Source organism: Hymenobacter qilianensis, assembly GCF_014638675.1.
Lineage (GTDB): Bacteria > Bacteroidota > Bacteroidia > Cytophagales > Hymenobacteraceae > Hymenobacter > Hymenobacter qilianensis.
In genome coordinates, this window is sequence record NZ_BMFN01000001.1 from 129755 (window position 1) to 156272 (window position 26518).

21 protein-coding genes are annotated in these 26518 nt (G+C 48.5%); 3 read left to right on the forward strand and 18 right to left on the reverse strand.

Annotated features, from left to right (window positions below):
* Positions 1-3 precede the first annotated feature (3 nt).
* The 18 genes from IEW06_RS00535 to IEW06_RS00620 form a co-directional block, all read right to left on the reverse strand.
* The gene (locus IEW06_RS00535; RefSeq protein WP_188547161.1) at positions 4-3555 is read right to left on the reverse strand and encodes a DUF8818 domain-containing protein; all 3552 of its coding nucleotides are present in this window, start codon (positions 3553-3555) and stop codon (positions 4-6) included.
* Between the two features lie 125 nt (positions 3556-3680).
* Positions 3681-7406 (reverse strand): sensor histidine kinase, encoded by a 3726-nt coding sequence (locus IEW06_RS00540; RefSeq protein ID WP_188547162.1) that lies wholly within the window; start codon positions 7404-7406, stop codon positions 3681-3683.
* Positions 7407-7534: 128 nt separating this feature from the next.
* Complete coding sequence (locus IEW06_RS00545) at positions 7535-7786, reverse strand: CAMCR motif-containing small membrane protein (RefSeq protein ID WP_187731235.1); 252 nt, start codon at positions 7784-7786, stop codon at positions 7535-7537.
* A 40-nt stretch (positions 7787-7826) separates the two neighbouring features.
* The gene (locus IEW06_RS00550) at positions 7827-8384 is read right to left on the reverse strand and encodes a DUF420 domain-containing protein (RefSeq protein ID WP_188547163.1); all 558 of its coding nucleotides are present in this window, start codon (positions 8382-8384) and stop codon (positions 7827-7829) included.
* Positions 8356-9033, reverse strand: coding sequence for an SCO family protein (locus IEW06_RS00555; RefSeq protein WP_187731234.1), 678 nt, complete (start codon positions 9031-9033; stop codon positions 8356-8358). The genes IEW06_RS00550 and IEW06_RS00555 overlap by 29 nt, the downstream gene beginning before the upstream one ends.
* A 3-nt stretch (positions 9034-9036) precedes the next feature.
* On the reverse strand, positions 9037-9378 hold the full coding sequence (locus IEW06_RS00560; protein ID WP_187731233.1) for a cytochrome C oxidase subunit IV family protein: 342 nt from the start codon (positions 9376-9378) through the stop codon (positions 9037-9039).
* Between the two features lie 74 nt (positions 9379-9452).
* A complete protein-coding gene (locus IEW06_RS00565; protein ID WP_187731232.1) occupies positions 9453-10226 on the reverse strand; it encodes a cytochrome c oxidase subunit 3 in 774 nt (257 codons plus the stop codon).
* Between the two features lie 21 nt (positions 10227-10247).
* Complete coding sequence (locus IEW06_RS00570; protein ID WP_187731231.1) at positions 10248-10835, reverse strand: cytochrome c oxidase subunit 3; 588 nt, start codon at positions 10833-10835, stop codon at positions 10248-10250.
* A 12-nt stretch (positions 10836-10847) separates the two neighbouring features.
* The gene (cyoE, locus tag IEW06_RS00575; protein WP_187731230.1) at positions 10848-11699 is read right to left on the reverse strand and encodes a heme o synthase; all 852 of its coding nucleotides are present in this window, start codon (positions 11697-11699) and stop codon (positions 10848-10850) included.
* Positions 11700-11751: 52 nt separating this feature from the next.
* Positions 11752-12828, reverse strand: coding sequence for a COX15/CtaA family protein (locus IEW06_RS00580; RefSeq protein ID WP_229743017.1), 1077 nt, complete (start codon positions 12826-12828; stop codon positions 11752-11754).
* A 164-nt stretch (positions 12829-12992) separates the two neighbouring features.
* The gene (locus IEW06_RS00585; protein ID WP_187734257.1) at positions 12993-14810 is read right to left on the reverse strand and encodes a cytochrome c oxidase subunit I; all 1818 of its coding nucleotides are present in this window, start codon (positions 14808-14810) and stop codon (positions 12993-12995) included.
* Positions 14811-14876: 66 nt separating this feature from the next.
* Positions 14877-15944, reverse strand: coding sequence for a cytochrome c oxidase subunit II (locus tag IEW06_RS00590; protein WP_187731229.1), 1068 nt, complete (start codon positions 15942-15944; stop codon positions 14877-14879).
* 96 nt (positions 15945-16040) lie between these two features.
* Positions 16041-17357: a quinol:cytochrome C oxidoreductase gene (locus tag IEW06_RS00595; protein WP_229743018.1), complete on the reverse strand. Its 1317-nt coding sequence runs from the start codon at positions 17355-17357 to the stop codon at positions 16041-16043.
* Positions 17358-17359: 2 nt separating this feature from the next.
* Complete coding sequence (locus IEW06_RS00600; RefSeq protein ID WP_187731228.1) at positions 17360-18088, reverse strand: c-type cytochrome; 729 nt, start codon at positions 18086-18088, stop codon at positions 17360-17362.
* On the reverse strand, positions 18088-18615 hold the full coding sequence (locus IEW06_RS00605; RefSeq protein ID WP_187310172.1) for a DUF3341 domain-containing protein: 528 nt from the start codon (positions 18613-18615) through the stop codon (positions 18088-18090). The genes IEW06_RS00600 and IEW06_RS00605 overlap by 1 nt, the downstream gene beginning before the upstream one ends.
* Entirely contained in the window at positions 18608-20074 is a 1467-nt protein-coding gene (gene nrfD / locus IEW06_RS00610) for an NrfD/PsrC family molybdoenzyme membrane anchor subunit (RefSeq protein WP_223284394.1), read from the reverse strand. Before nrfD ends, IEW06_RS00605 begins: the two co-directional genes overlap by 8 nt.
* A 71-nt stretch (positions 20075-20145) precedes the next feature.
* Positions 20146-23187 (reverse strand): TAT-variant-translocated molybdopterin oxidoreductase, encoded by a 3042-nt coding sequence (locus tag IEW06_RS00615; protein WP_188547917.1) that lies wholly within the window; start codon positions 23185-23187, stop codon positions 20146-20148.
* A 137-nt stretch (positions 23188-23324) separates the two neighbouring features.
* On the reverse strand, positions 23325-24671 hold the full coding sequence (locus IEW06_RS00620; RefSeq protein ID WP_187731227.1) for a c-type cytochrome: 1347 nt from the start codon (positions 24669-24671) through the stop codon (positions 23325-23327).
* A gap of 450 nt (positions 24672-25121) precedes the next feature.
* Here IEW06_RS00620 and rpsF point away from each other — a divergent pair, with 450 nt between their 5' ends.
* The 3 genes from rpsF to rplI all read left to right on the forward strand — a co-directional run bounded on the left by rpsF (position 25122) and on the right by rplI (position 26301).
* Entirely contained in the window at positions 25122-25499 is a 378-nt protein-coding gene (gene rpsF, locus IEW06_RS00625; protein WP_187731226.1) for a 30S ribosomal protein S6, read from the forward strand.
* 7 nt (positions 25500-25506) lie between these two features.
* Positions 25507-25758 carry a 30S ribosomal protein S18 gene (gene rpsR, locus IEW06_RS00630; protein ID WP_086593116.1) on the forward strand — a complete coding sequence of 84 codons (252 nt, stop codon included), beginning with the start codon at positions 25507-25509 and terminating at the stop codon, positions 25756-25758.
* A 99-nt stretch (positions 25759-25857) separates the two neighbouring features.
* Positions 25858-26301, forward strand: a complete 444-nt coding sequence (gene rplI, locus IEW06_RS00635; RefSeq protein WP_187731225.1) for a 50S ribosomal protein L9 — start codon at positions 25858-25860, stop codon at positions 26299-26301.
* Positions 26302-26518 lie beyond the last annotated feature (217 nt).

A 26518-nucleotide genomic window follows, 5' to 3' on the forward strand; every position in this document is an offset into this window, starting at 1 on the left:
GCACTAAAACAGCACCGATACCTGCATCCGACCCGTATGCACGGCGCTCAGCCCATTGGGCTTGCGGCCATCATAAGCTAACGTCACGTTCAGACCATTGCTCAGCCGCTGCTCCACGTTCACATTCCACGTCAGATTGTTGCCGGGGCGCAGAGCATTCAGGATTTCCAGAGCTACAACCGAAGCTTGATTGCCTTCAAAATCGATGCGCACGTACCGCGTGGCCGCCGTAAGGGTGCGCTTACTCACCTGACTCAGACGGGTTTCCACTCCTAGTTCGTCGAAAACGCCACGGGTATTCTCATCAGGCCCGGCAAAGGTGTTGCGTTTGTTGGAATGCAGATAGGTGCCGGTAAAGCGCAGGGCCGGGCTCGGCTGGTAGCTCAGCTCGGGCGCAACTTCATAGAGCAGCACCCGAAAATTACGGGTTTCGAGGTAGTTAGACGTGTTTTCGCGAATACTGCGGGTGGTGATGAGGCGGCTCGTGAATGACTGCGCCAGCGTCCGCCGCAACAACACCGACTGGCTGGCCAGATTGCGAATGTCGGTGCCTTGGGTGAGAAGCGCCTTTTGCTGGGTTTGCTGCACCGTGAACTCAGCCCCAAAAATGGGATTGGAACGATTGAAATACAGCGTATTACGCAGAAGCTTATTCAGCGAGAGCAAAAACTGATCTTCGGTCTGAAAGGCAAATGGATTGAGACGAGAACTCAGGTCGCGCTCGGTAGTGCGCCGATCCAACGATACAGTGCTGATGCTAGTAAACCGGGCAGCGAAACCGCGGATGCCTGGCTGATCGCGCCATTGTCGGGGCAAACTGCTAGTGAGACGGTAGCTGAAGCGGTTGGTGAAGGCGATGATGTAATCATCGGTGGGCAAAAACACCTTGATATGCGTCCGATACTGCGCATCAGGCGTTTGGGCCTCAAAAAATTCCTCCTTATCCTGCCGGTTATTGGCGTTGGCATCGCCCGCGTAAAAGTGCGTGCCCTGGCCGTTGGGTACGGGCAAGAAAGAGTAATCGCGCCGCAACTCACGACCCGTAGCTACACTATAGCTTAGCTCTGAGCGCAGCAGATTATTGAAGAGAGAAGCGTTCCAGTCGAGCTTACCCAGCACGGTGCGTTGGCGAGCACTGTCGCGGGCGGCTAGGTCGCGGTAGGTTAGCAGCACCGACAAATCCTGGTTTTTGCCCAAGCGACTCGCAAACATTCCTTGCCACGTTTGGGCTCGGCCGCGGGTGCGCAGTTCGTCATTGAGTGGCGCTTGGTCGCGGCGGTAGGTATAGTCGAGGCGAAAGCGCGTGGTGGCACTATCGCGGCTTTGCACAAACACAGAATGTTCGTCGAAGTAGTTGGCCGACGTGAGCGAAGTGCCATCGGGCAGCGACACCCTGTTTTTGTCGAAACGATACGCGTAGCCCGGCACAATTGCCCCCCGAACAAATCGGGCTGTTGCCTCGCCCCGCGCCCAGTTGGACTGGCGCGCTCCCGCCTGCGAGTTCAACACAAAAAGCCCCCCACGCAACTCCACGTCGCCAATTTGCTGGGCTGCGTCCACCCAGTGCTGCACTCCGCTCACCTCACCTGCCCGGTAGCGCCGACTTAGGCGGTAGGAAAAAGCATTCTTTTCATTCTTTACTAAGCCAGCCGAGAAGTTAAAAATATTATCCTCGCGGGCGGGCCTGAAAGCGGCATTGCCTTGCACCGTGCTTGCGGTGCTCCAGTTGCGGTCAAACTCGATATCGCGGTAGCGGTCGATAGGAGCAAGCTGCCGGCTGCTGTACTCATAGTCTAGCGTAGAGCGCAGCTTGTATTGCTTCATAAATGGCAGATTTACAGGCTTATCCAGTACTGCGTAGCCCACCCGGAAAGCGCGGCCTTGATCCGACTGGGGCGAAAACCGGTTCAAATCCAGTTCGGATGAAGCCAGATCCATGAACACGGTACTGGTCGAATCGAGGCGGTAGCTGGCACCGGCCGTCACGAGCTGCTTTTGCAGGGGGGTGGGCAAACGTCGCTCTGCCCTGTAGTTTCCCCTTCCCGCTCCTACGTATTGAAATACGCGGCCATTGGCGTTGATATTCTCCGCGCTGGTGCTCAGAATATAATCTCCTTCGTTCTGAGTCACGCTTGTAAAACGCACATTGTACACGCCGCGCGTGGAGTCGGTGCTGTACACAAATATGGGAATGGGCTCCTCACCGGGCAACGTCAGCACTTCACGGCGGTACTGCACCTGGCGGCGGTCGTAGGCAACTGAGTCGGCGCCGGGAGTGGTTGCCAAGCTCACGTTGTCGCCGATATTGCGCAGCAGCTCACGATCGGTTTCGTTCAGAATCAGGTTAGGTGAGTTGTCGGGGTTGTCGGACTCACGGTAGTAATTCAGATGTAAGCTCAGCTTTCCCAACTCCTGATAATGGCTCAGATCGAATAGGGAGCGAGCGTAGTTGAAATCAGAATACTCGAAATCAACCCGGATGCGCGAGTTGCGGGTAATCAGGTGCTGGGGCGAAAACGTGACTTCAGCTTGGTTGTAGTCAATAATATAATCGAAATCGAAGCCCCGCGTCATCAGCCGACCATCGAGGTATACCCTCTCCGAATTAGCCAGAACCACGATAAACTGCTCGCCATTCGTGCCGCGCAAACGGTATGGGCCCTGAACATTTTCCAGGGGGGGCAATTCGATGGAGGCAAACTTGCCCTTGGCCACGCCGGCCGCGGCAGTGGTTACGCTACGCTTGCCGGCACCTTGGGTTAGTTTCGCCTCCACAGCAGCCCCTTGCACGTTTTTGTAAAACCTCAGAAAATAATCGGGGCGGTTGCGCAGCACTACGTCGCCGGCTGTCAGGCTCCAGCGCGGATGCGTAAGGGTAATATAAAGGCGGTCGAACTCTTGCAGCTGCTGGGTATTGCCTTCGGGCTGAAACGGCACATTTTGGTCTGAAATAGCGGCCGTGAGATTAATCTGATCAGTGAGTTTGCCCTCCAGCTGCAGATTCAGCGCCGAGTTCACAAAGACATTCTGCGTATTGCCGAAGGAAATGCCGCGCGCCAGACTACCCGTTTTGTTGATGCCTGGCGTTGCCAGAATCTGCTCTTTCACCGCAAAATCGTTGTAGCCGAATGACCGGGGGGCAAAATTGACGCTGTCAATAAGCGTTCGCGGGCGACGAGCTACCGGCGTCGCCAGCCGTAGCGGCAGTACCCGATAACAGACCAGCACCGAATCGGGCCCAGTGGGCTGAAACACAATATCTGGTTGGCCAGGATCGGGGGCTGGAAACCGACGGGAAGACCGGATAATGCGGTACTGATCCGTGTTTGGGTTGTAGCCGACGGAGCGCCCATTCGCTGTTACCGACGCCGGAACAATCGTTAGGGTATCGGGCAACGAAAAGTTGGTGGTGTCGCGGTTGGGTAGCAGGCGCACCCAGCGGCAGCGGCGCGTAGACGGCGGCCCAATTTGCTGAGCCGCTACCACCTGAGCCAACAGTAAAAACGTGAGTAGCAGGCTGAAACGCGGAAGACTTTGCGTAATGCTGCTACTCATGCTAGATATGTTTCAAGCGGGGGCTTTTTTCAGCTCCACAACGTGCGAAGCCGCCAGATTCGTGCCGTTAAACCAGAATAGGGCGTAACGCGCGGGCAAAAGAAGTGGAGGACTACAACCAACGTTTATTCCGGTGCCAACGGTAGCTCTATACAGAACCGCGTACCCACATTTTCCTCCGTTTCAAACCAAATTTGCCCCCCAGCGCTTTCAATTCCTCGCCGGGCAACAGCTAGGCCAATTCCCGACCCGGACGTCTTGGTAGTGAAGTTGGGCACAAATACCTTCGCCTGCACCTCCTCGGAAATACCGGCCCCGTTATCGGCTATACAAATCACGATGCGGTCGGTTCCGCGCGGCTCCAAGCTGGCATTTATCTGCGGCTTCCGTCCCTCTGGCACCGACTGCAGCGCGTTGATCAGCAAGTTGTTAAAGGTACGCACCAGCAGGTTTTCGTCGGCAAAAACAATATACCGGCCGTTCTTCGCGTCGGCGGGCACTTTCAACCGGATGCTGCCTTCTCCCACTCCGCCTTTGTGCAAACTCACGCAACGCCGCAGAATGGGCACTACATCCAGCCGCTCGGGGCGCATAGCTGGCAGGTTGGTGAAGGTAGAAAATGACGTAGCGATGTCGCTGAGCACGTCGATTTGGGTGATGAGCGTTTGGGATATTTTGCCAATCAGCTCCTCCGTATTTGGGCGGCGCTCCGCAATGGCTTTCTGCAAATACTGCAGGGAAAGCTTCATCGGCGTCAGCGGATTCTTGATTTCGTGAGCTACTTGGCGGGCCATTTCGCGCCACGCGGCTTCCTTTTCTTGGGTTGCCAGTTCCTGCTTACTTTCCTCTAGCTTCAGTAGCATGGCGTTGTATTCCCGTACCAGCAGCCCAATCTCATCCGACGATTCATAGGCCAGCATCTCATTTTGCCCCGTAAGCGTGGTTTGCTTAAGCTTCTCCGTGATGATCTTGAGCGGAGCCGTCAGAATACGGGAAGCGACAAAAGCCAGCACCAGAAAGATGATGAACATCACCGTGAAGATGTTCAGAATGGTCGAAATCAGCTCAATAAGCTTATTATCAAGCTCTTTCTCGGAATCGAAGAATGGAATACCGACGTAGCCAACGACCACGTCGGGGCGGCCGGGCCGCACTACTGCTCGCAGTGGCAGATACAGCGTATTGAAGGACAGGGAACCAGCCGTTTCGGTGAGTAGCACTTGTGGCTGCCCCTTCTCTGCCAATTCGGCTACCGCCCGCGGATGCATTAAGGTGCTCAGCAATCCTGACTCAAAAATCAAAGGCTGACTACTCACTTGCAGGCTGCCATCGGCACCATACAGGTTAAGATCCGTTTCGGTCAGATCTGATACGTTTTCGGCCAAATCAATAAGGGCGGCCCGGCCGGAGGAGTCGGCCAGCAGCGCCCGATTTTTCAGCAGGTTTTCCTGCACCGTTTTGCCCCTGCGCTCATACGTACGCCGCAAATCCCGCTGATACGACGACGTAACCTGGCTAGCCGTGGCGATACTCACAATGAGGAGCGGAACGAGAATACCGAAGTTGAGAAACAGCTGAATCTTGGTGCTGAACGTGGTACGAAAGACCTGAAAGTATTGCCCGCGCGCCAGCATGTAGCCTCCTATTACCAACAAGCTAAAGAAAGTGTGTAGCAGGAAGAGAAAGGAGAAATTGGCCAGCCAGTCGTTGAAAGCATAAGTGGCCGTCGTTACGACTACCATGCGACGCTGTGCACCACGAACAGCCAGATGATGGAAGCCCTCAACAGACAATCCTATACTAAACAGGCGCGGATCCTGCCGTTGAGCTGGGGTAAGCTGATTTACGTAGTCAAAGTCGCCTTCCTTATATACTAGCCGTCCGTTTTCGTAGCCGGCATAACTTAGGTCAGAGCCCAGGCCAGGCTGGAAAAACTTCTGATCGACCAGCAACTCAGGTACCACGCTATAGGCTGTCAGCTTTTTAAGCGAAAGCTCCAGCAGCACGGTGCTTGTACCGCCTGTGGAAGTAACTACCGGCACAAAAGCCACATAGCGGCGCGAGCTAAAGGAGTTGCTGTTGTGAATCAGATACAGGTCGGGATGGTCAGTGGATAGCGCCGTGCGCAAAAGGCGCCGCCGCAGCTGAGGCAGATTCAGCGTTTCCTCGTTCCCATCCAACGAGCGCCCCGCAGGATCGAAGAGCGTGACTACAATTTCATATTTATCGAAATAGTCACGGAGATAATACTTAACGATCTTCTGACGCACCACATCTTGGTTGGCAAAGGGGCGCGCCAGCATGGTCTGAATCAATGGGTCGGCGGCCATCTGCCGGGAGCGCTCTGCTAACAGGTACTCGCCCTGCAAGTCATTATCGACCAGAAGATTGCTAGCAATACGCTGTTTATTAATAACCAGCTGACGATCAAAATGCTCATATAAAGCCAAAGCACCTACTACCGAGCTCACCCCCAGCATCAGGAAGATAAACAGATAGACCTGATAAGGCACCACCGACGCTACTTGGCGCAGACCCGTTAGCCGTACGATGAAGAAGAAAAGCAGGGTGAGCCCAAACAGGATCCCGTTGGTCAGGCCAAAGGCAAGCCCCAAAGGCAGAATTGTAAGCGTAGCGAGCCCTAACAAGATAATACCTGCACTGCGTGTAGCTGGCCGAACTGCTGCTATGAACAACTGCGACAGCATATAAAACCCAACCAGATAGCTGCCGGTATGCAGAATGATAGCCAGACACAACAACCCCTTGAATACCGATACATCGATACTTTGGGTCACATCGAGTACTAGCTGAGAGTTATTGAAGCTATTGGAATAGAAACTAAACAGTAGCTGTAATAAGCCATAGAAGCTCAGTACTGCCGCGGTACCAATGATGAAAAGCAAGTAAAAACGGCGGATTTGCCGCACCCGGCGCACTATTCCAAAGCGCCGAAACAACAACAGGGCATAATACGCCAAGGCCACAAACAGGAAGGCGTTGATTAGCAAGTCGCCTAGTGAGGGTGAAAGCCACGAAGCCGCATACAAGCGTGGATCGAACAAGGGCACTTCTACCAATGAGAAAGGAAGCCCTAAAAACAGCAGAGCCGCTCGCATTGCCATGAGCGACAGTACGACGGAACCGACGCCGGCAAATACCCGACCGGTGGAGAACAACCCGATTGCCAACCGGAGACAACCCGCCAGATACAACCCGAAACCCAATAGCAAAAAAGCTACCGGCAGGTATTTACCCGTTACAGGATCGGGCGCAGAGCTTTCTATCGAGAAGAGGTAATCACCTTCTTCAGAAAACAGGCGCGGTAATCGGGGATTGTTATTGACAACTAACCGCACATTTGCCCCCCGGAACAGAGCTTGCTCGGCGCCCTCGCGCAGGTAACGGTTGCTGATGCCATACCGCTTTTCCAGAGGAACATACGTGAGAATAACGTGCCGCCCAACGGAGCGGCGCAATACCAGATATTGCCCAAAGCGCATATCTACCAGCTTCTCGCGGAAGTCCTGGCCTGCATTGGCTACCTCCGGCCGGATCGTATGGTCCGACCAATACAATAGCTTCTCGCCCTCAAATACGAAGCAAGGGTAAGTCGTTAATCCAATAAGGGAGTTAAAATTGAGTGCTTGACCCTGCAAGCGCTCAGCCACTTCGTCGGCTTCGCGTTCGGCAGTGCGCTGGGCTTCAATTACCAGGTTTTGCAGACGCGTCGTTTCGGCACGCAATAACACCTCCGGCACTTGGCCATATCGATTGCTCAGATAAGCCGCTACGAAGCAAAGCGTGGCAGCTAACAGCAAAACCAGCGGGGAGGAACGAACTAGCTTCAAAGGCAATCAGGATGCTAAAGCACCACCACAGATGAGAATAGGGTTTCAACAAAAATGCCGCCATTCGGCGGCATTTCCTATTCTATTAAAAGCTATGCTCTCTATCAACACTAGATTATCAGTGCTTCTTAGCCCTGTTTTTTTGCTTGGCTATGCCGATACCAAATAAACCCGACAACCCCCATCAGCACATAGGGCACCGTCATAAGCATCAATATTCCTTTGTTTAAGCCAGAAGCATCGTACTCATCTTTATCGCCCCGCGCCGACTCAACTTGCGTTTTACACATCGAGCATTGAGCTTGTGCGGAAATTGGGGCTATACAAAGTAATAAGCCCAATAAGAAGGTAAACAAACCGGTAATAGCTGCCTTTTTCATACTATTTCAACACATTTAAGAAGACAAAGTTTCTTTATTGCTAGGTGTAATAAGGCGAGATCATAAAGTACACGATAACGCCCGTGACCGATACATACAGCCAAACTGGAAAAGCCCAGCGAGCTATCCTACGGTGTTTGACGAACTGCTCCGTCAAAGCAAAGTAAAGCGTGAACAACACTAACCCTACTGTTACGACTGCTAAAGCAATATGTGTAAGCAGAAGAAAGAAGTACACATATCGTATAGTCCCCACTCCCCCAAACCGAGTAGAATCTACCTGAGAGTGGTATACCACATAAGAGAGCAGAAAAATGCCCCCCAGCGTGAAAGCAGTAGCCATCATGGCTCGGTGACGAGCTACTTGTCTGTTTCTAATAAAGTAGAAACCTAGTAATAAGCATAACGCCGTTAGCGAATTAAGTACGGCATTTAGGGCAGGCAAAAACTTTACTTCTGCGCCTGGAATACGGAAAGCATTGGGGAAATAATGCAGGACTGCGACTAGCAGAGGTACAACAGCCGCCAGAATACCGAGGATGATTTTGTACTTAGTAAAATCGCCCGGTTTAAGTGCGGGGTTCGTTGTTGTGGTCATAGGTGTAAAGCAACACGGTAATTTCGGTGATCAGGCGGTCAATCTCCCTCGCTTTCGTACCGTCATAAATGCCCCGTACCCGGTGGTTGCGATCTACTAGGAACAACTGCTGACTATGCTGTATTGTAGGCGCCACTCCCGTAAGAGCAGGAAGTCGATACTCTTCCGTCAATAACCGGTTGAGCTGGTTTTTGTCACCAGTTAGAAAAAACCATTTGCCCGCAATAGCTCCATATCGCTCGGCATAGCGCTCTAACACAGATACTGAATCCTGCGCTGGGTTTACGGTATAAGAAACCAGCCGAACTCTTGGCTCAAGGCGAAACTTCTCCTGTACACGCGTAAGCTGGCTGTTCCGCTGTGCGCAGTCTTGGGGACAGGTTGTGTAAAAGAAACTGGTTACATAAAGACCATCTTTCAGATCCTTTTGGCCTATAATCCTTCCCGTTTGAGAAGGAAAGCTGTAATCCTGCAATTGGTGAAAAACAGTATCGCGCTGCCACTTACCGTCGACCTGTGTTGAATCAACACTGTCGGGCAGGTAAGTTGGCAGCGCGAAACGGTTTGTACCGAATGACTTGAGGAACAAGAAAGCCAGTACCGGTACCAAAAGAATAAGGCCCAGAAACAATGTTTGTTTGGGCCTCATTACTTAGTTGAGCGCGTTTTGAATTGACTCTCCGACATAAGAGCCTTCACTGACTAAAGCTACTAATAGCCAAATCAGGAGACCCATTGGAATAAGAATAGTCCAGATCAGTCCTTTAGTTTCATGCTTCAAGTGCATGAATTCGGCTACAATAAAGAAAGCCTTGAAAATTGTGAGAATAATGAAGATTGTATTCCGCAGAGTGCCCGGATCCATAAGAAACACGAACACGAACTCAAGCGCTGTAATACCTACAAGTACCCAGAATGTCTTCCATATCCAGCCTGTATTAGGCTTTGGGATTTCGCCTAGCTGTGGCGGCTGGTTGCTGCTATGTTGAGCCATAACTTTTGAATTTAGATCTTAACTCAAACGATCAAACGCAAATCGTTTTTATTAGGGTTTTAGCTTCTGAGGTATTAAACGAGGTAAAAGAAGGTAAACACGAATACCCATACCAAGTCTACAAAGTGCCAGTACAAACCGATCTTTTCTACCATCTCATAATGGCCTCTTTTTTCGAAGGTACCGTTAGTAGTAGCAATAAATGACCAGATCAGTAAGCAAATCCCACTAAATACGTGAGTACCATGGAAGCCGGTAATAAAGAAGAACAAGTCGGCGAAAAGCACTGGGCCATACTGATTTCTTTGCAAGTTAGCTCCAAAGAACCGCGTCCCATCTTCCATTAACGTACCTTCATCTGTTCCGGCAATAAAGTGAGACCACTCCCAAGCTTGGCAGCTTATGAAGGTGATACCGAACAAAATGGTCCATAACAGCCACTTTTGAACATCCTTCTTATCCATACGATGGCCAGCCTCAACAGCTAATACCATTGTAACAGAGCTAAAAATAAGAATCATGGTCATTAGAGCCACGAATCCAAGAGGTAGATCTATACCGTGGAGTCCAGGAAAAGCATTAAATACTTTATCCGGAATAGGCCAATAAGCTGTTGAGAACTCAAACGCCTCGTTGGTGCCGGTATAGGCCAAATGGCGATGACGCATCAAGCCATAGGTAGTCAGAAAGGCAGCAAACGTAAAGGCATCCGACAACAGGAAGAACCACATCATCAGCTTGCCATAGCTAGCCTTGAAGGGCTCATTGCCCCCGTCCCAGGTGCCAGTGCGTGGCTGCTCTTGGGTAGATGGCGAGGATAGAGTCTGTGTCGTGGAGGTAGTGGCCATATAAAGCGGGTAAGGACGAAATCAGTGGTTCAAAAGTAGGAACAAATACAAGTACAACCAAAGCGCTCCTAAGAAGTGCCAATAGATAGTTCCATTCGTAATGGCTAACATTTGGCGAGAATGCACCTGATAGCGCAGACTCTTAACCACTACCAATACGAGAAAAATAAGTCCAGTGATTAAGTGAAATCCGTGAAGTCCTGTGAGCACATACATAAAAGAGCCCGACGGATTGGAATCAGCCCCACCAAAGTATACTCTATTGCTCACTAATTCACTCCATACCTGCCACTGACCAATCAGAAAAAGTATCCCTAAAGCCAGGGTGATCAGCATTCCGATTTTGACCTGACGCAAATTGTCATTGCGGGCGGAAAACCAAGCCCACTGCATGGTAGCAGAGCTAATGGCAATAACGATCGTATTAAATAATAGTCCGGTAGGCAGATCGAACTCCAGCCAGTTACCCTCATCGCGGCGCACAATATAGCCGCTGGTTAAGCCTGCGAACATCATAAGAATACTGATGATTAGCAGAATGAGAAGTAAGCGCAGCGGATGCAAGCCGGTGCCGGTCTCTTTGTCGGTAAGCGTTTCAGAAGGATGCATACAGCAAAAGCTTTATAGTTTGTCGAATACCAGCGCAATCTGAACGATTGGCAGGTACAGAAAAGACCCAAACATGATGTTCATCGCCGCTTTTTTGGAGCAGGTGCGCATCAGGTAAAAAGTCTGCATGAGAAATAATACTCCACACACAACCGCAATCATGGCTGATACTTTGCCGGCCATCCCAAACTGAAGAGGCAATAGACTTAGTGGAATCAGCAGAAGCGTGTAGGTCATTATCTGGAAAGCGGTGCGCAAATCCTTGCCCCCCGGAGTAGGAAGCATCTTAAATCCCGCACGCTTGTAGTCCTCATCTAGAACCCAGGCGATGGCCCAAAAGTGCGGAAACTGCCACATAAACTGGATACCAAATAACACCCAAGCCTCTACCCCTAACACCCCTGTGGCGGCGACCCAACCAATGAGTGGCGGCATACCGCCTGGAATGGCCCCCACGAAAACACAGATTGGTGAAATGGTTTTAAGGGGCGTATAAATGAAGCCGTATAAGATGAGCGACAGCAGAGAGAGGGCCGCAGTCAATGGGTTGAAATAATAAGCCAATAGGCCTAAACCTGCCACTCCTAAGACCAATGCGAATACCCAAGCCTCCGGAATACTGAGTACTCCCGTTGGTAAAGGTCGCTTAGCGGTGCGCTTCATGAGCTTGTCTAGGTCCCGTTCATGAATCTGGTTAATTGTATTGGCCGAACCTGTTACAGCTAACCCACCGAGCATTACCAGCAAGGCCCGACTCCAGTCTAATTCGTGTACCCCAAGAAGGTAACCGATAGCACTTGAGAAGGCAACAGTGATGGAAAGCCGGAATTTGAGCAGCTGAAAATAAGCTTTGAGTTTCGTCATCAAGGATGGGTACAAAACGTCCGCCTGAACTTTGTCAAACGGGGCCGCAAAGTTACGCAACAACATGCGGATAAGCGGGCTTCACTACTGATTTAGCCCTTCTATGATAAGCCACCAACAACAGAAATTGCCCCCCAAACAATAATGTAGCTACTGTAAGGTGTACAGGCTGCACAGCGGCGGGCACCGCAAAATAAGCGAGAATAATACCAGCCAGAATCTCCAAACCCAAGAAGCCAAGCATTGCGGTAGTTAATGTATGTATCCGCCTAGATGGTAACTGGTACAGTTGGTAAGCGACATAGATATTAAGAATCAATAACACCAAGGAGAACGTCCTGTGTACCTTAAAAATGCCCCCCAGTTGCTCAACCCAGCCTTCACGATTACTATAGTTCATCGATGACGCTACCAAGTCTACTTCTTCACGCACTTGCGTACCAAGTACAATCTGGCCAAATGTGAGCAAAACCACTACCCATAGCCCAGCTGCTAAGACAGGAGAGAATGGTATTGTTTCCGTTCGTTCAGCGGATTGCTGAGAACGATCGACAGCATACAGGAGCATAGCCACAATCACGAGTGCTAACCCCATATGAATAGTCACCATTATAGGCAGCAAGTTCGTGGAGACAACCAATGAACCCAACCATCCTTGCACCCCTACCAGAATAAAACTTCCGAAGGCAAGCCATAACACAGTTTTATCGAGTCGCCAATAAGGCAAGGCAAAAACTACTGTTATAAAGACAAACACTCCAATCAGGGCTCCCAACAATCTGTTCAAATACTCAATCCACGTTTTCGTAACATTGAAATCCGTTTCAATGTACTGTGTTGGGTGCGCGAAGATGTCGCCGGCTACCTGCGCAAATCCAAATCGCTCCAGTGTAGCAGCCAGTCGTTTGTTTTTGGCTACTCGTTGGGCAGTATAAATTTCTTTGTAATCAGAAGGGAGCTGACTTATGTGAGTAGGTGGTATCCAGGTGCCAAAACACTTGGGCCAGTCAGGGCAGCCCATTCCCGAACCAGTACTTCTTACCACTCCACCTACTAAAATTAGCAGATAAACAGCAGCAACTGTCAGGATACCAATAAAGCGAAATCGGCGCACGAAAGCAGGAATCATTATGCTCAGAGGTTGTCGAGTCTGTTTTGATATATAACAATCAGAACTGAGTTTTTGCCCAAAAAAGAAGGGAAATTCAGGTCGACCAGCCGACACTGAACTTCCCTTCTAATAAAAAAGAGCCGCCGTAAATACAGCGGCTCTTTCTCTTTTACTGGGGGCAATTATTCCGCCATCTCCCGCTCATTCGGCAGGTTAGACGACTGCGTCTGTGAATACGGTACGTTCTGGGGAATAAAGTCTTTCTCAGCGCCAGGCTTGCTATAATCATAAGGCCAGCGGTGTACTGCGGGAATAGCGCCGGGCCAGTTGCCATGACCAGGATTGATTGGAGTAGTCCACTCCAAGGTGTTCGAATTCCACGGGTTCTCCGTAGCACGGCGGCCACGCCAGATGCTATAAAAGAAGTTAAAGATGAATACGAACTGACCAATGAAAGCAAAGATGGCAGCAGCTGAGATGAACTTATTTAAGTCAGCAAATTGGCTGAAGCTATCAAATCCTGTGAAGGCGTAATAGCGACGTGGGAAACCTGCGATACCAACGTAGTGCATCGGCATGAATACCAAGTATACGCCAATGAAGGTGAGCCAAAAGTGAACGTAGCCCAGCTTCTCGTCAAGCATGCGTCCAAACATTTTTGGGAACCAGTGATACACACCTGCAAACAGGCCAAAGAATGCTGAGCTACCCATTACAAGGTGAAAGTGAGCTACTACAAAATATGTGTTGTGCATCTGAATATCCAGAGCAGCATTACCCAGAATAATTCCGGTCAAACCACCTGAGATAAACAACGATACGAAGCCAATGGAAAACAACATAGCCGTAGTGAAGCGAATATTACCTCTCCACAACGTAGCCAGCCAATTGAACACTTTTACACCGGATGGTACAGCAATAATCAATGTCAAGAACATGAATACTGACCCTAAGAACGGGTTCATGCCCGTCACAAACATATGGTGGGCCCATACTACAAATGACAGCAGAGAGATACCTAGCAACGAGCCAATCATAGCACGGTAACCGAAAATAGGCTTACGTGAATTGGTTGCAAGAATCTCTGAAACCATACCCATGGCAGGCATGATAACGATGTACACCTCTGGGTGACCCAAGAACCAGAACAAGTGCTGGAACAGAATAGGGCTACCACCAGTGTTGCTTAGTGCCTGACCAGCAATGTATATATCCGACAAAAAGAAACTAGTGCCAAACGAGCGGTCAAAAATCAGCAATAGAGCTGCTGAAAACAGAACGGGGAATGAAAGCAACCCTAATACCGCTGTCAAAAAGAATGACCAAATCGTAAGCGGCAGCTTGGACATCGACATTCCACGAGTCCGCAGGTTAATCACTGTAGTAATATAGTTAACCCCACCCAGCAACTGAGATATGATGAACAACGCCATACTCACAAGCCAAAGCGTCATACCAGCTCCTGAACCTGGAATTGCCTGAGGCAATGCACTCAATGGGGGATAGATTGTCCAACCAGCGGAAGCAGGCCCTGTCTCAAGAAAAATTGAGATAAACATGATAATACTGGAAGCGAAGAAAAACCAGTACGATAGCATGTTCATGAACCCTGAAGCCATATCACGCGCTCCAATCTGCAATGGGATCAGGAAGTTGGAAAATGTACCACTCAATCCAGCAGTTAGCACAAAGAACACCATGATAGTGCCGTGCATCGTAACAAGTGCTAGATAAAATTCTGGATTGAGCTTACCAGCTTCAACCCATTTGCCAAGTACAGGTGTTAGCCATGACATAGTTGACTCCGGCCAGCCTAATTGAATCCGGAAGAGACTAGAAAGCGCTCCTCCCAAAATGGCCCAGAAAATACCAGTTATAAGAAACTGCTTAGCAATTACTTTATGATCCTGACTGAAAATATATTTAGTCAGGAAGCTTTGCTCGTGATGCTCATCATGATGCATATGCTCGTCGTGCTCAATATGAGGCACTACGGGCATTCCATGCACTGGAGCGTTGGTGGGAATATTAGCAGCCATACAGTGGAGCGTGCGTTATAAGGTAAGTTAAAGCGAAGCTTTGGTAGTCTGATTCATGACAGCGGCAGCATCAGTATTCTTGCTTTTAACAAGTTTATCTGACTTCTGTTTGAAGCTAGCTAAAACATCAGGATTCTGCTCTGCGAATGACTTTTGCTGAGCAAACCAAGCTACATAATCGTCAGGCTCATCTACAACTATGATTGCTTTCATAGCAAAGTGACCACGACCACAGATCTGGGAACATGCTAACTCATAATTGAATTTTGGATTCCCCAACTGAGCACGCATCTCATCCGTTGTCTTCGTAGGAGTAAACCAAAACTTGGTTGGCATACCCGGTACTGCGTACATCTGAACCCGGAAGTTTGGCATATAAACTCCATGTAGTACATCGCGTGAGCGAATCTTTAACAGCACAGGATGGCCCTTCGGCACATGGATTTCATTTACAGTAAAATCGTCCATGGCATTATTGTCATTCAAGTCGAATCCGAACTCGTTTGTAGCATCAATCAGGCGATAGTTAACAACACCTAATTTCTGATCACGTCCAGGATAGCGTACCAGCCAGTTGAACTGCTTGCCCATTACTTCAAGTACAATGGCATCCTTAGGAGCCGGACCGGTAATTTTAGTCCACTCTTTCCAACCTGCAAACACGAGGCTAGCCATTACGATGGCCGGAATCAGTGTCCAGATAATCTCAATCTTGTTATTGTGAGAAAAGAAAAAGGCTCTCCGTCCATCCTTATGCTGATAGCGATATGAGAAGATGAACAACATAAGATGGGTAAGTGTAAACGCTACGCCCAAAATGATCATCGTAGTCCAAAACATATTTTCCACCGCATACCCATGAATGGATGCAATAGGAGGATTCATCTTGGCGTAGTTGTCGATGAACGACCAAGCGAAAGCGCCTCCGCCGACCACCATGAAGACGATCATTAGGATGGCATTAACGCGGTTGCTCATACCGATTTCGCGGGTCAGGCTACCAGAAAAGATGGAAGTAAGGATCTGGAGGCGGAACAACAAGCCGAATACGACCAGAAGCAGCACCAATACCAGTAAGATACCAAGAGCAATCATTATCTAGGGATAGATGTGAGTACAGCATTTTTGAATGTGTAAACAGCGATGACACTATTTACATAGGTGATTTATCACCCAACACTCAAATCAATTTTAGGTCGTGTGGTGCACACTTTCATCGAGGAAAGGGTGATTCACAGGCACCAACGAAGCCTGAGTCAAACGCTTCGTAAACAACAACAGGAAAGAGCCCAAAAAGATCAGTGCGATGCCTATTTCAATTACAAACCCGCTTTCACCTTTCATAGTTGCAGGCATTATCATCAAGTAGAAATCAAACCAATGACCTATCAGGATGGCAATGCATACAATTTTCAGCATGATCATTTGACGCTTTGCATCCCGTGTCATCATCACCAGAAATGGGAAAGCAAAGTTGATAATCAAATTGAAATAGAAGATCCAAGTGTAATGGCCATTAAAGCCCCCCAAGCGCTGATTGAAGTAAACAGCCTCTTCTGGCAGGTTGGCATACCATATCAACATGAATTGTGAGAACCAGATATATGTCCAGAAGATACTAAAGCCAAACATGAACTTGCCTAGATCATGTAAATGGTTGGCATTCAGAAATCGTAAGTAACCGGCTTGCTTTAAGTAGATAGCGGTAAGTGTTACAGCTGCCAATCCAGATACCCACCAGCTTGCGAATACGTACCACCCAAACATTGTACTAAACCAATGTACATCGATTGACATAACCCAGTCCCAGGCTGCCATGGATGAAGAAACAGCGAATAGAACTAGAAATAAAGCACCGACATTAATGCTTTTGTGGAAATATTCTGTTCCGCCATTTAGGTCTTCTTCAATCGAAAGTTTTCTAAGTTTTTCAGAGAAGAACCACCAAATACCTAAGTATATGACCATTCGGATAACATAGAATGGCAGGTTCAAGAAGCCGCTTTTGCCAGCAACAATAGCATCGTAATTTTCATGACCAGGGGTCATAATACCATCATGCGTCCAATGAAACAGGTCGTGACGACCAACAAAGAACACAATAAGCATAATGATAGCGCCAGGTAGCAGCCATGCACTCAATGCCTCAGAAATACGTTTGATTAGTACTGACCAACCAGCATAAGCTACATATTGTAGTGCGACGAAGAATGTGCCGATCACAGCAATACCAATGAAGTAAACATTGCTATGCCATAGGCTAACAAGGATTCGCTTAACCCAGACAGGGCTTCCTTCGTGATGTTCAGCAGATGCTCCTGCACCAGTCCCAGCTTCATGCCCAGCAGCAGCACTATGCTCCTCTCCTATTCCTAGAGCAGCTAATACTGCTCCAATTATCAACAGGATAATGCCCGCCGCAATTATTGCAATAAATTTTTTACGAGTGCTAGGCGGCAGTTGTAAATGTTCAGCCGTAACACTGTCTTGGTGCGTCAGAGTTGCCATATTTATTGGTTCGCCGTTCCGTTTCTTGCTTCTGTACCACCTTGTCCTGGGGTCTTCGATGCTTTGTCAGCCTGAGCCTCTTCTATTGGACTTTGGTTAGCACGATCAGTCATCTCAGTTGAATCTTGACTAATGTCTACTAATTTGGCTAACCCATCAGGGCCTTCACCTTGTTGTAGTACACGAACGTACATGGCTATTTTCCAACGTTCTTCAGGATTAACAATGGAGCCATGTGGCATCATGCGGTTACGTCCCCATTGAATGACATGATAAATATGCCCATCATTCATTGTTTTGTAAGCGCCTGCAGAGTAACTCGGCACACCCTTAAACTTAATGCCTACAGGGCCCTGGCCTTTTCCGTCTTCACCATGGCAATGAGAGCAAACTCTAGTATAGAGTGCTTTTCCTTCTTCTAGGTTAGCCTTTGAATAAGGATAAGGATTACGTAACACGCGTTCCGCAATACCAACACTATCCTTAGGTATATGTGTGTAGTAATCTAGTTTACCCAATGGAACGGTTCCTACAACTGGAACACGTTGGTTGGTACCCATTGGGTTAATTACATTGACGTTTGTTTGTTTGAGCGCTTCATATGGAATGGGCTCATACATTTCGGGGGCATATTGGATAGCCGGAACATCAGCACGATTGCAGCTAGTAGCTAATACTGCAGCAAAGAGCATCGTAGACCCCTGAAGACTTACTTTCAGCCAGTGCATCATTATTTCTGGGTCATTTCTTTTTCGTTGACTTCTGACGCACCGTTTTCACGGAGTAATTGAGTTAAGCGGCTCAATTCAGAAGCATCATCCTTTAATTCTATTGCCATTACAAACTTATCGTCTGTAGCACGCACGTCCATCACTGGCACCTTCCAACGTGGATATAGTTTACTAATTGTGAAGAAGGTAAGTACCATGCCGTGGGCACAGAAAAGAACTGTCATTTCAAAGCTCACAGGAATAAATGCTGGTAAAGCGATGTGAGGTTTGCCACCAATGATCATTGGCCAGTCGAAACCCAGCATATAAATCTGCATCCACAGAGCAAATGATAAGCCTGTCAGACCAAAGAAGAATGCTGCAATTGGTAAGCGTGAGCGCTCAATTCCGAGAGCGTCGTCAATACCATGAACAGGGTAAGGAGAGAACACATCGTGGATCTTAACCCCAGCGGCGCGGATGTTCTCGATGGCGTGCAATAGCACGTCCTCGTCGTCAAAGATTCCGAGGGCGAAGCGCTTAGTCATGCTTGTTATAGTTTACGGGAGCTGAAGCTGGTATTGCAGGTGCAACGGGTTGATGAGCTGGAGCAACTTGGTGGGCATGACCATGATGACCAGTGTAGGTTGGGCCATTATCAACCCCATACTTAAGAATAGTCTTTACTTCAGCCATATTCACTACTGGGAAGAATTTAGCGAAGAGAAGGAAAAGAGTAAAGAACAAGCCTAGCGTACCTACATAAATTCCAATATCAACCCATGTTGGAGAGAACATCACCCAGCTTGAAGGCAAATAATCACGGTGTAGAGACGTAACAATGATTACGAAGCGCTCGAACCACATACCGATGTTCACGATAATAGAAAGAATGAACGTTGCCGGAATGCTGTAACGGATGCGACGGAACCATACCAACTGAGGTGTAATTACGTTGCAAGTCATCATAGATGCATATGCCCACCAATACGGTCCTGTAGCCCGGTTGATAAATGCATATTGTTCGAATTCAACTTGTGAATACCAAGCGATGAAGAATTCAGTGATATATGCAACACCTACAATGGAACCTGTGATCATCATGATTTTATTCATGAGAGCGATGTGTTCTATTGTAATATAATCTTCAAGCTTAAATACTACTCGCGTGATCAGCATCAGTGTTAACACCATTGCAAAGCCCGAGAAAATGGCTCCTGCAACGAAGTAAGGAGGAAAAATAGTAGTGTGCCAACCTGGTACTACAGAGGTGGCAAAGTCCATTGATACAATAGTGTGTACTGAGAGTACCAAAGGCGTAGCAACACCTGCTAATATCAGAGACACAGTCTCATAACGTGACCAAGCTTTAGCCGATCCCTTCCAACCAAAGCTTAGCAACGCATAAGCGCGCTTAGCTATAGGTCCTTTAGCCCGATCACGAATTGTAGCAAAATCGGGAATGAGACCGATATACCAGAAAACCAGTGAAACGGAGAAATATGTGGATATAGCAAAAACGTCCCACAGAAGAGGAGAGTTAAAGTTTACCCATAGAGAACCGAAAGTGTTCTGGAATGGGAATACCCAATAAGCTAACCAAGGGCGGCCCATGTGTAATACTGGGAACATGGCCGCACATATTACAGCGAAGATGGTCATTGCCTCGGCTGCGCGGTTAATCGAACTCCGCCATTTCTGACGGAATAGTAACAATACAGCTGAAATCAGGGTGCCAGCGTGGCCGATGCCTACCCACCATACAAAGTTGGTGATGTCCCAAGCCCAGCCAACTGTTTTATTCAGGCCCCATTCTCCTATACCATACCATAAGGTGCGGTATACAGAATAGAAAAAGATACCTAGAAAAAAGAGCGCCACGCTCAGAGCTGCCATCCACCGGATGTTTGGCTTAGCTTCCACTTGGCGGCACACGTCCTGCGTGATGTCGTGGTAAGTTTTGCCCCCCGTAACGAGCGGCTCTCTTACTGGCGATACGTGCTGCATAATATTGAATGTAAAAAGTGGCGAGACGAGCTATTTTACCAGTGATATAATCCCTTGTCCCTTCGCTGTTTCTAGACTGTTAGCTCTTTGTTTGGCTCCACATTACGAATCTTAGTCAGATACGTGATGTTTGGCTGCACGTTAATGGCATCGAGTACGTGGAAGCCACGCTCCCCATCCTCACGACGAGTAACTTGTGATACACGTGAATTTGGATCACGTAAGTCACCAAAGATGATAGCTTGAGTAGGACAAGATTGAGCGCAAGCAGTTACTACTTCACCATCCACCGGACGACGACGCTCTTTTTTAGCTTCAAGCTTAGCAAGCTGAATCCGCTGTACACAGAAGCTGCACTTCTCCATTACACCGCGTGCCCGTACGGTTACATCGGGGTTCAGAACCATGCGACCAAGGTCAGTGAACATATGACCGTTCACTGCTTCAAACTTTTCGTTTGTGTAGTAAGAGAACCAGTTAAAGCGCCGCACTTTGTAAGGGCAGTTATTAGCGCAGTAGCGAGTCCCTACACAACGGTTGTAGGTCATCTGATTTAAGCCTTCGCTGCTGTGCGTTGTAGCTAGCACTGGGCAAACCGTCTCGCAAGGAGCATGATTGCAGTGCTGGCATAGCATTGGCTCGAAGATCACACTCGGGTTTTCCGATGGATCCTCCATTGCTGCATAAGTGTCTAGCTTACCTTTTTCCGCAAAATCCTCTTTGGTTGTATCTGAGCTATAGTAGCGGTCAATACGCAACCAATGCATCTCACGACGATTAATTACTTCTTGCTTGCCTACTACTGCTATGTTGTTCTCTACTTGGCAACCGATCACGCACGCCCCACAGCCGATACAGGAGTTCAGGTCGATGACCATACCCCAGTGATGGTTTTTGTACTCGTAATCCTGCCATAAAGAGACTTTATTCGGCTTCTCTAAACCATCAGGAGTGGCGATTTTGTCGTATTCAGTGACCTCTTTCGGGTTCTTAATATACTCAGCCAAAGTAGCTTCCTGTACTACTGGCTTACGATCCATGACCGTATGATGCGTTTGCGTCTGAGCTATAGGGGACTTTGCATCGGTCTTCTCCAGCGTAGCAATGCCATTATACTGCAATGAGTTGCCGCGCACGGTGGCTAGTGGGTAAGCGTTTGCTCCCACTTTGCTCCCTACTTTTCCAGCCAACTCCCGGCCATAGCCGACAGCAATACTAACCGATCCTTTTGCTTGACCGGGCTGAATGAGAACAGGAAGTTCAATAGATGTGCCGTTAGCGGTGATTTTAACTACATCACCTTGCTCCCACTCATTCGCTACGGCCATATCCCGTGGTACGGCTACATAGTTACCCCAAGTAGCTTTAGATATTGGATCAGGTAGTTCTTGTAACCAAGGGTTATTGGCTTCAAAGCCGTTGCCAACGCCTACTTTCTCATAAAGCGTGAATTCAACGCCTGCACCTTTTGGGGCGCGGGTTATTGAACTGATTGCTTGGTTAATATCAATTGCAGCAGCAACTGGGGCCGCAGATGCAGGAGAAAGAGTACCAGCAGCAACACCATCATGAACAGCCTTATCCCAACCTTGCTGGAAATTGCCCCCCAGAATACTTCTCCAGTTGGCACGCAAGAAATTATAGTAGCTCTGGGCGTTACCAGCCCACGTCAGCAAACTATCCTGAGCCTGACGAGTAGCAAATAATGGCGAAATCGTAGGCTGAGCTAAACTCAATGAGCCACGCTTGGGCTCATAGTCGTTCCACGACTCTAGGTAATGATGGTCAGGAGCAGCGTAATAACAAAGGCTACCTGTCTCATCCAACCGGTCATTAAGAGAAATACTTAAAGGCACTTTAGCAATCCCCGTTTTAACCTTAGCAGCTAGCGGGTGATCATAAACAGGATTAGCATGATAGAATATCACAGCGCCAACGCTGCCCGCATTCATCTCATTTACAAGACGGATCATGCGTGCATCGTCTCCCTGACGTACCAAGGAAGGATTTGCAGTATCTATTGCCGCGCCTACGTTGCCTAATGACTGGTTAATAGCAGCTACAAGCGTTTGAATAGCTACATCATTTGAGCCAGCTACAACTAAGCTACGTCCTCTATTAGCTTTCAGCTCGGATGCGGCCTTTTTCAGTTGTGCATTATTATACGTTGATGCAGCACCGCCACCTACTACCTCATTATACAGTGCCAGCGTAGCCTGGCCCATTTCTGACGGCTTCAGTGGTACGCGCACATCGGCATTAGAGCCCGTTAAAGAAAGGTTGGGCTCAAACTGAAAGTGACGCGACATCGTTTTTTTGTCGCTTGATACTTTCCGATTGGTGATATACTGATGAGCATGCTCAACTGGCGATACCCAAGTACCTAAGAAGTCGGCTCCCAGGCTTACAATCACGTTAGCTTTGCTAAAGTCGAAAGAAGGCAGTACACCTCCATTAGCCTGTATCAATGCCGACTGCGACTGAGAATCGTACATCACGTGTTCCGTAGCAGGATAGCGTGAGGCAAATTCAGCAATAGCTCTTTTAGTCGAAGGACTAATAATGGTTGGTGATACGATAGCAATTTTGCCCCCCGTAGCTGCCAGCTTACTGCGAATCTCTTGGTCAACGCGATCCTTGTCAGCCTGTTGACCTTTGATGGCAAAATGCTGCAGACGAGCGCTGTCATATAAGCTCAAGACGGATGCTTGAGCACGGGCTGACAAACCGCCACGCGTAATTGGTGACTCCGGATTTCCCTCCAATTTAATTGGGCGACCGTCCCGAGTCTTTACTAATACGCTGTTGTAATCTGCACCGTTGAAATAAGTCGAAGCATAGAAGTTAGCAATGCCTGGATCAACTTCCTCGGGTTTGTTCAGGTATGGAATTGCTTTATGAATGGGTGCTTCACAGCTAGCCAAAGTGGCTGCAGCTAAGCTGAATCCCATTAGCTTCAAAAAATCACGCCGTGGAGAAACAGTGGCGTCAGTAGAGCTATTTTTTTCGCTCACCGGCAGGAAATCGGCGAATTCGCTGAAAGCATTCTTTGCAAACTCTGGTGAGTTCTCTAGCTCTTCGATTCCTTTCCAGTACTTGGGCGACTCTTGCATTTTGTTTGACTTATATTCTTGGAGATTCAAAACCCTGAGAGCAACTCAGTTGGATCTCTAAGTAAGACGTATTATTTTGAGTTACTGGGCTTAATGTATTACCAGAAAATCGGCTAACATTTAAGCTATATGCAAACTTAATAGTGGCACTTAGAGCACTCAGTACCACCATTCGATGACACAGTGAATGCGGCACCTTGGTTGGCAGCATCGTGCAATTTCACGAGGTTGTCATAGTAACCGTTGCCCTTTGTGTTAAGCGGCTGCTCGCGGTGGCAGTTGATGCACCAGCCCATAGTTAGAGGCGAGTACTGGTACACTACTTCCATATTCTGAATAGGGCCGTGGCACGTCTGGCACTCAATACCGCCTACCTGTGTGTGCTGTGAGTGGTTGAAGTAAGCCAGATCTGGCAGGTTGTGTACACGTACCCACTGAATAGGCTGCTTGCGCTCAATGGCACGGTAAATCTTCTTGATTTCGGGCGATTCCGTTTTGATCTGCGAGTGGCAGTTCATACAGATGTTAGCCGAAGGGATGTTAGCGCTCTTGCTTTTGTACACGCTAGTGTGGCAGTAGGCGCAGTTGATCTGATTCTCGCCAGCATGCAGTTTATGCGAAAAGGCAATGGGTTGAGTAGGCTGGTAGCCCTGGTCCAAACCGATAGCCATTACACCTTGTACTGACTCATATAGAACTACGAGAACAAAAAGCCCCACAGCCAAGCCGCGTACTAGATTAGACTTATAGATCTTGCTGAAATCAAACTTCTGATCAAGCAACTCCACGTCGCGGCCATCAAGGTCTTTGCGACCTTTCAGCACATCGCCCATAATATTGGCAATGATAACCAGCGTTACTACCAGTACGATCAGAACTACTACTAATACGATTAAGAGCAAATCAACATATTGACCCGCGCCTGTACCAGCAGCGCCTGCTCCTGCAGCTTCCTGACCATCAACTTGGCCAGCATTTCCGGCAGTAGCACCACCGGCAGTTACTTGAGACGGCTTCTCGCTCTCGGCGGCGATGTAAGATACAATAGAGGTGATTTCAGCATCAGTCAGTGCGAAGCTGGGCATCTGCTGCTTCTGGTACTGGTTAAAGATCTTAACCGAATACTCATCCCCGCTGGCGACCATCTTGCTGGAATTCTTGATCCAGGGAATCAGCCAGGAAATAGGGCGGCGTTTGTGAACATCCTTCAGTGCGGGGCCTACTACAACCTCGTTGATGGCGTGGCACTGGGCACAATTACCTTTGTATAAAGCGTCGCCAGCGGCAATTGCGGCGGCGTCGCCGGTAGTAGTGCCTGCGGCGGCAGCGGGCGCAGCTTGGGCTGCAGCCCCTGGGACCACTCCTTCTTTACTCACATCCGGAGCGGAGCCAACGTCCTGTGCCGAAGCACGGCCGACGGAGGCAAACGTCAGAAACAGAGCAAGAAAGAAATGGGGGAGGGTACGAAGTCGGATGCTATCCATAGCACAAATTCACTGGGGAAAAGAAACGCAGGGGTGCCTTAAGGCCACAAATGTAGGTCGGGAATCGCAGGAAACAAAAGCGATACTTCTAATTTTTGGGAAAGGAAAACACAGCAAAACCCATCAAAAACCCACTTCGTAGCACCTTGGCACTAAATAAGGTGTTGTAGCTCAACTCGCCAGATATAAGTCCAAGATACTAGCACGCTTGGCAATTATCGTGAGCTGTTAGTTATCCAACTGCTGTTTCCAGTGAAAGGTTTTACTTAGTTTAGAGTAAGTAGCGTTCCAATAAAAATTCTCATTTGGCACCTCTATATAGTTGTTTGGCAGGAAGTTGATTTTCTGGTTTTGAGGAAAAATAAGTAGCGTGTTTAATGCAGATATCCTGCGATTTAGCTACCTTTGCCCCCTAATTTAGTTTTTCACTTAATTTTTTCATCCCGTCTAATGGAAGTAAGAAATTACGAGACGGTCTTTCTCCTGACGCCCGTTCTGAACGAAGGTCAGGTGCAAGAGACGATCGAGAAGTTCTCGCAGGTGCTTAAGGAAAATGGCGCCGACATTATCAACACTGAAAACTGGGGCCTCAAAAAGCTTGCTTACCCAATTCAGAAGAAATCAACCGGGTATTATCACTTGGTAGAGTTCTCTGGCGCGGGTAACATAGTGGACCAGCTGGAGCTAGCATTTCGCCGCGATGAGCGTGTGATTCGTTTTTTGACTACGGTGCTGGACAAGCATGCAGTAGCTTATAACGAGCGCCGCCGCAACGGAGAAATGAATCAGCAGAAAGCCCAGAAACAATCGGAAGCAGTTGCCCAATAACAAGAAGATGAGCCTCGCCAACGAAAAGATCCACAAGCAGGATACCCGCAAAAAGTACTGCCGCTTCAAGAAGAACGGTATTAAGTACGTAGACTACAAAGACCCGAACTTCCTTCTGAAGTTTGTAAATGAGCAGGGCCGCGTGCTGCCCCGGCGCATTACGGGCACTAGCCTGAAATTCCAGCGCAAAGTGGCTCAGGCCGTGGCTAAAGCCCGTCACCTGGCTCTTATGCCCTACGTAACCGACTCTTTGAAATAGACAGTTGTTGAAAGTTAAATTGTTGGTTGTCAAATGGTTATTCTTCACAATCAGTAACAATCAGCAATCAACTATTTAGCAATCAGCCATTTAGAAATCATGGAAGTAATTCTGAAAGACGACGTAAAGAATCTGGGCTACAAGAACGACATCGTGACGGTAAAGCCTGGATATGGTCGCAACTTCCTGCTCCCGCAGGGTTTGGCTATTCTAGCCGACAAGACTAACAAGAAGATTGTAGCTGAAAACGTACGCCAAGCGGCGCACAAGGCTGAAAAGATTAAGACTGAAGCTCAGGGCATCGCCAACCAGATTGGTGACGTTGCTTTTGACATTCGCGCCAAAGTAGGCGAGAGCGGTAAGATCTTCGGCCGGGTGACTACGCTTCAGCTTGCTGAGGCGTTGAAAGCCAAGGGCATCGACGTAGACCGCAAGCGTATTTCTTTTGATCAGGAGCCAACTTCTGTTGGCGAGTACACTGCTACTATCAACCTGCACAAAGAAGTAAAGCATCAGGTTCGTTTCAATGTTGTAGCTGAGTAAGCTGCTTCGCTTAAATAAAAAAGCCCCCCAGCGCGATGCTGGGGGGCTTTTTTATTAATCATCCTTACTCATTTGATCAAGGACAGTAACTTTGAAAATGCCATGTCTATTGGCTGAATGGAAGGCTAGCATTACAGGAGGTGAAAACCGCTGTTTTGGCTAAAAGAGGAGAGTTGAGTAGGTTGCTTACCCATTGACCCATTTCTGGTCATTTATT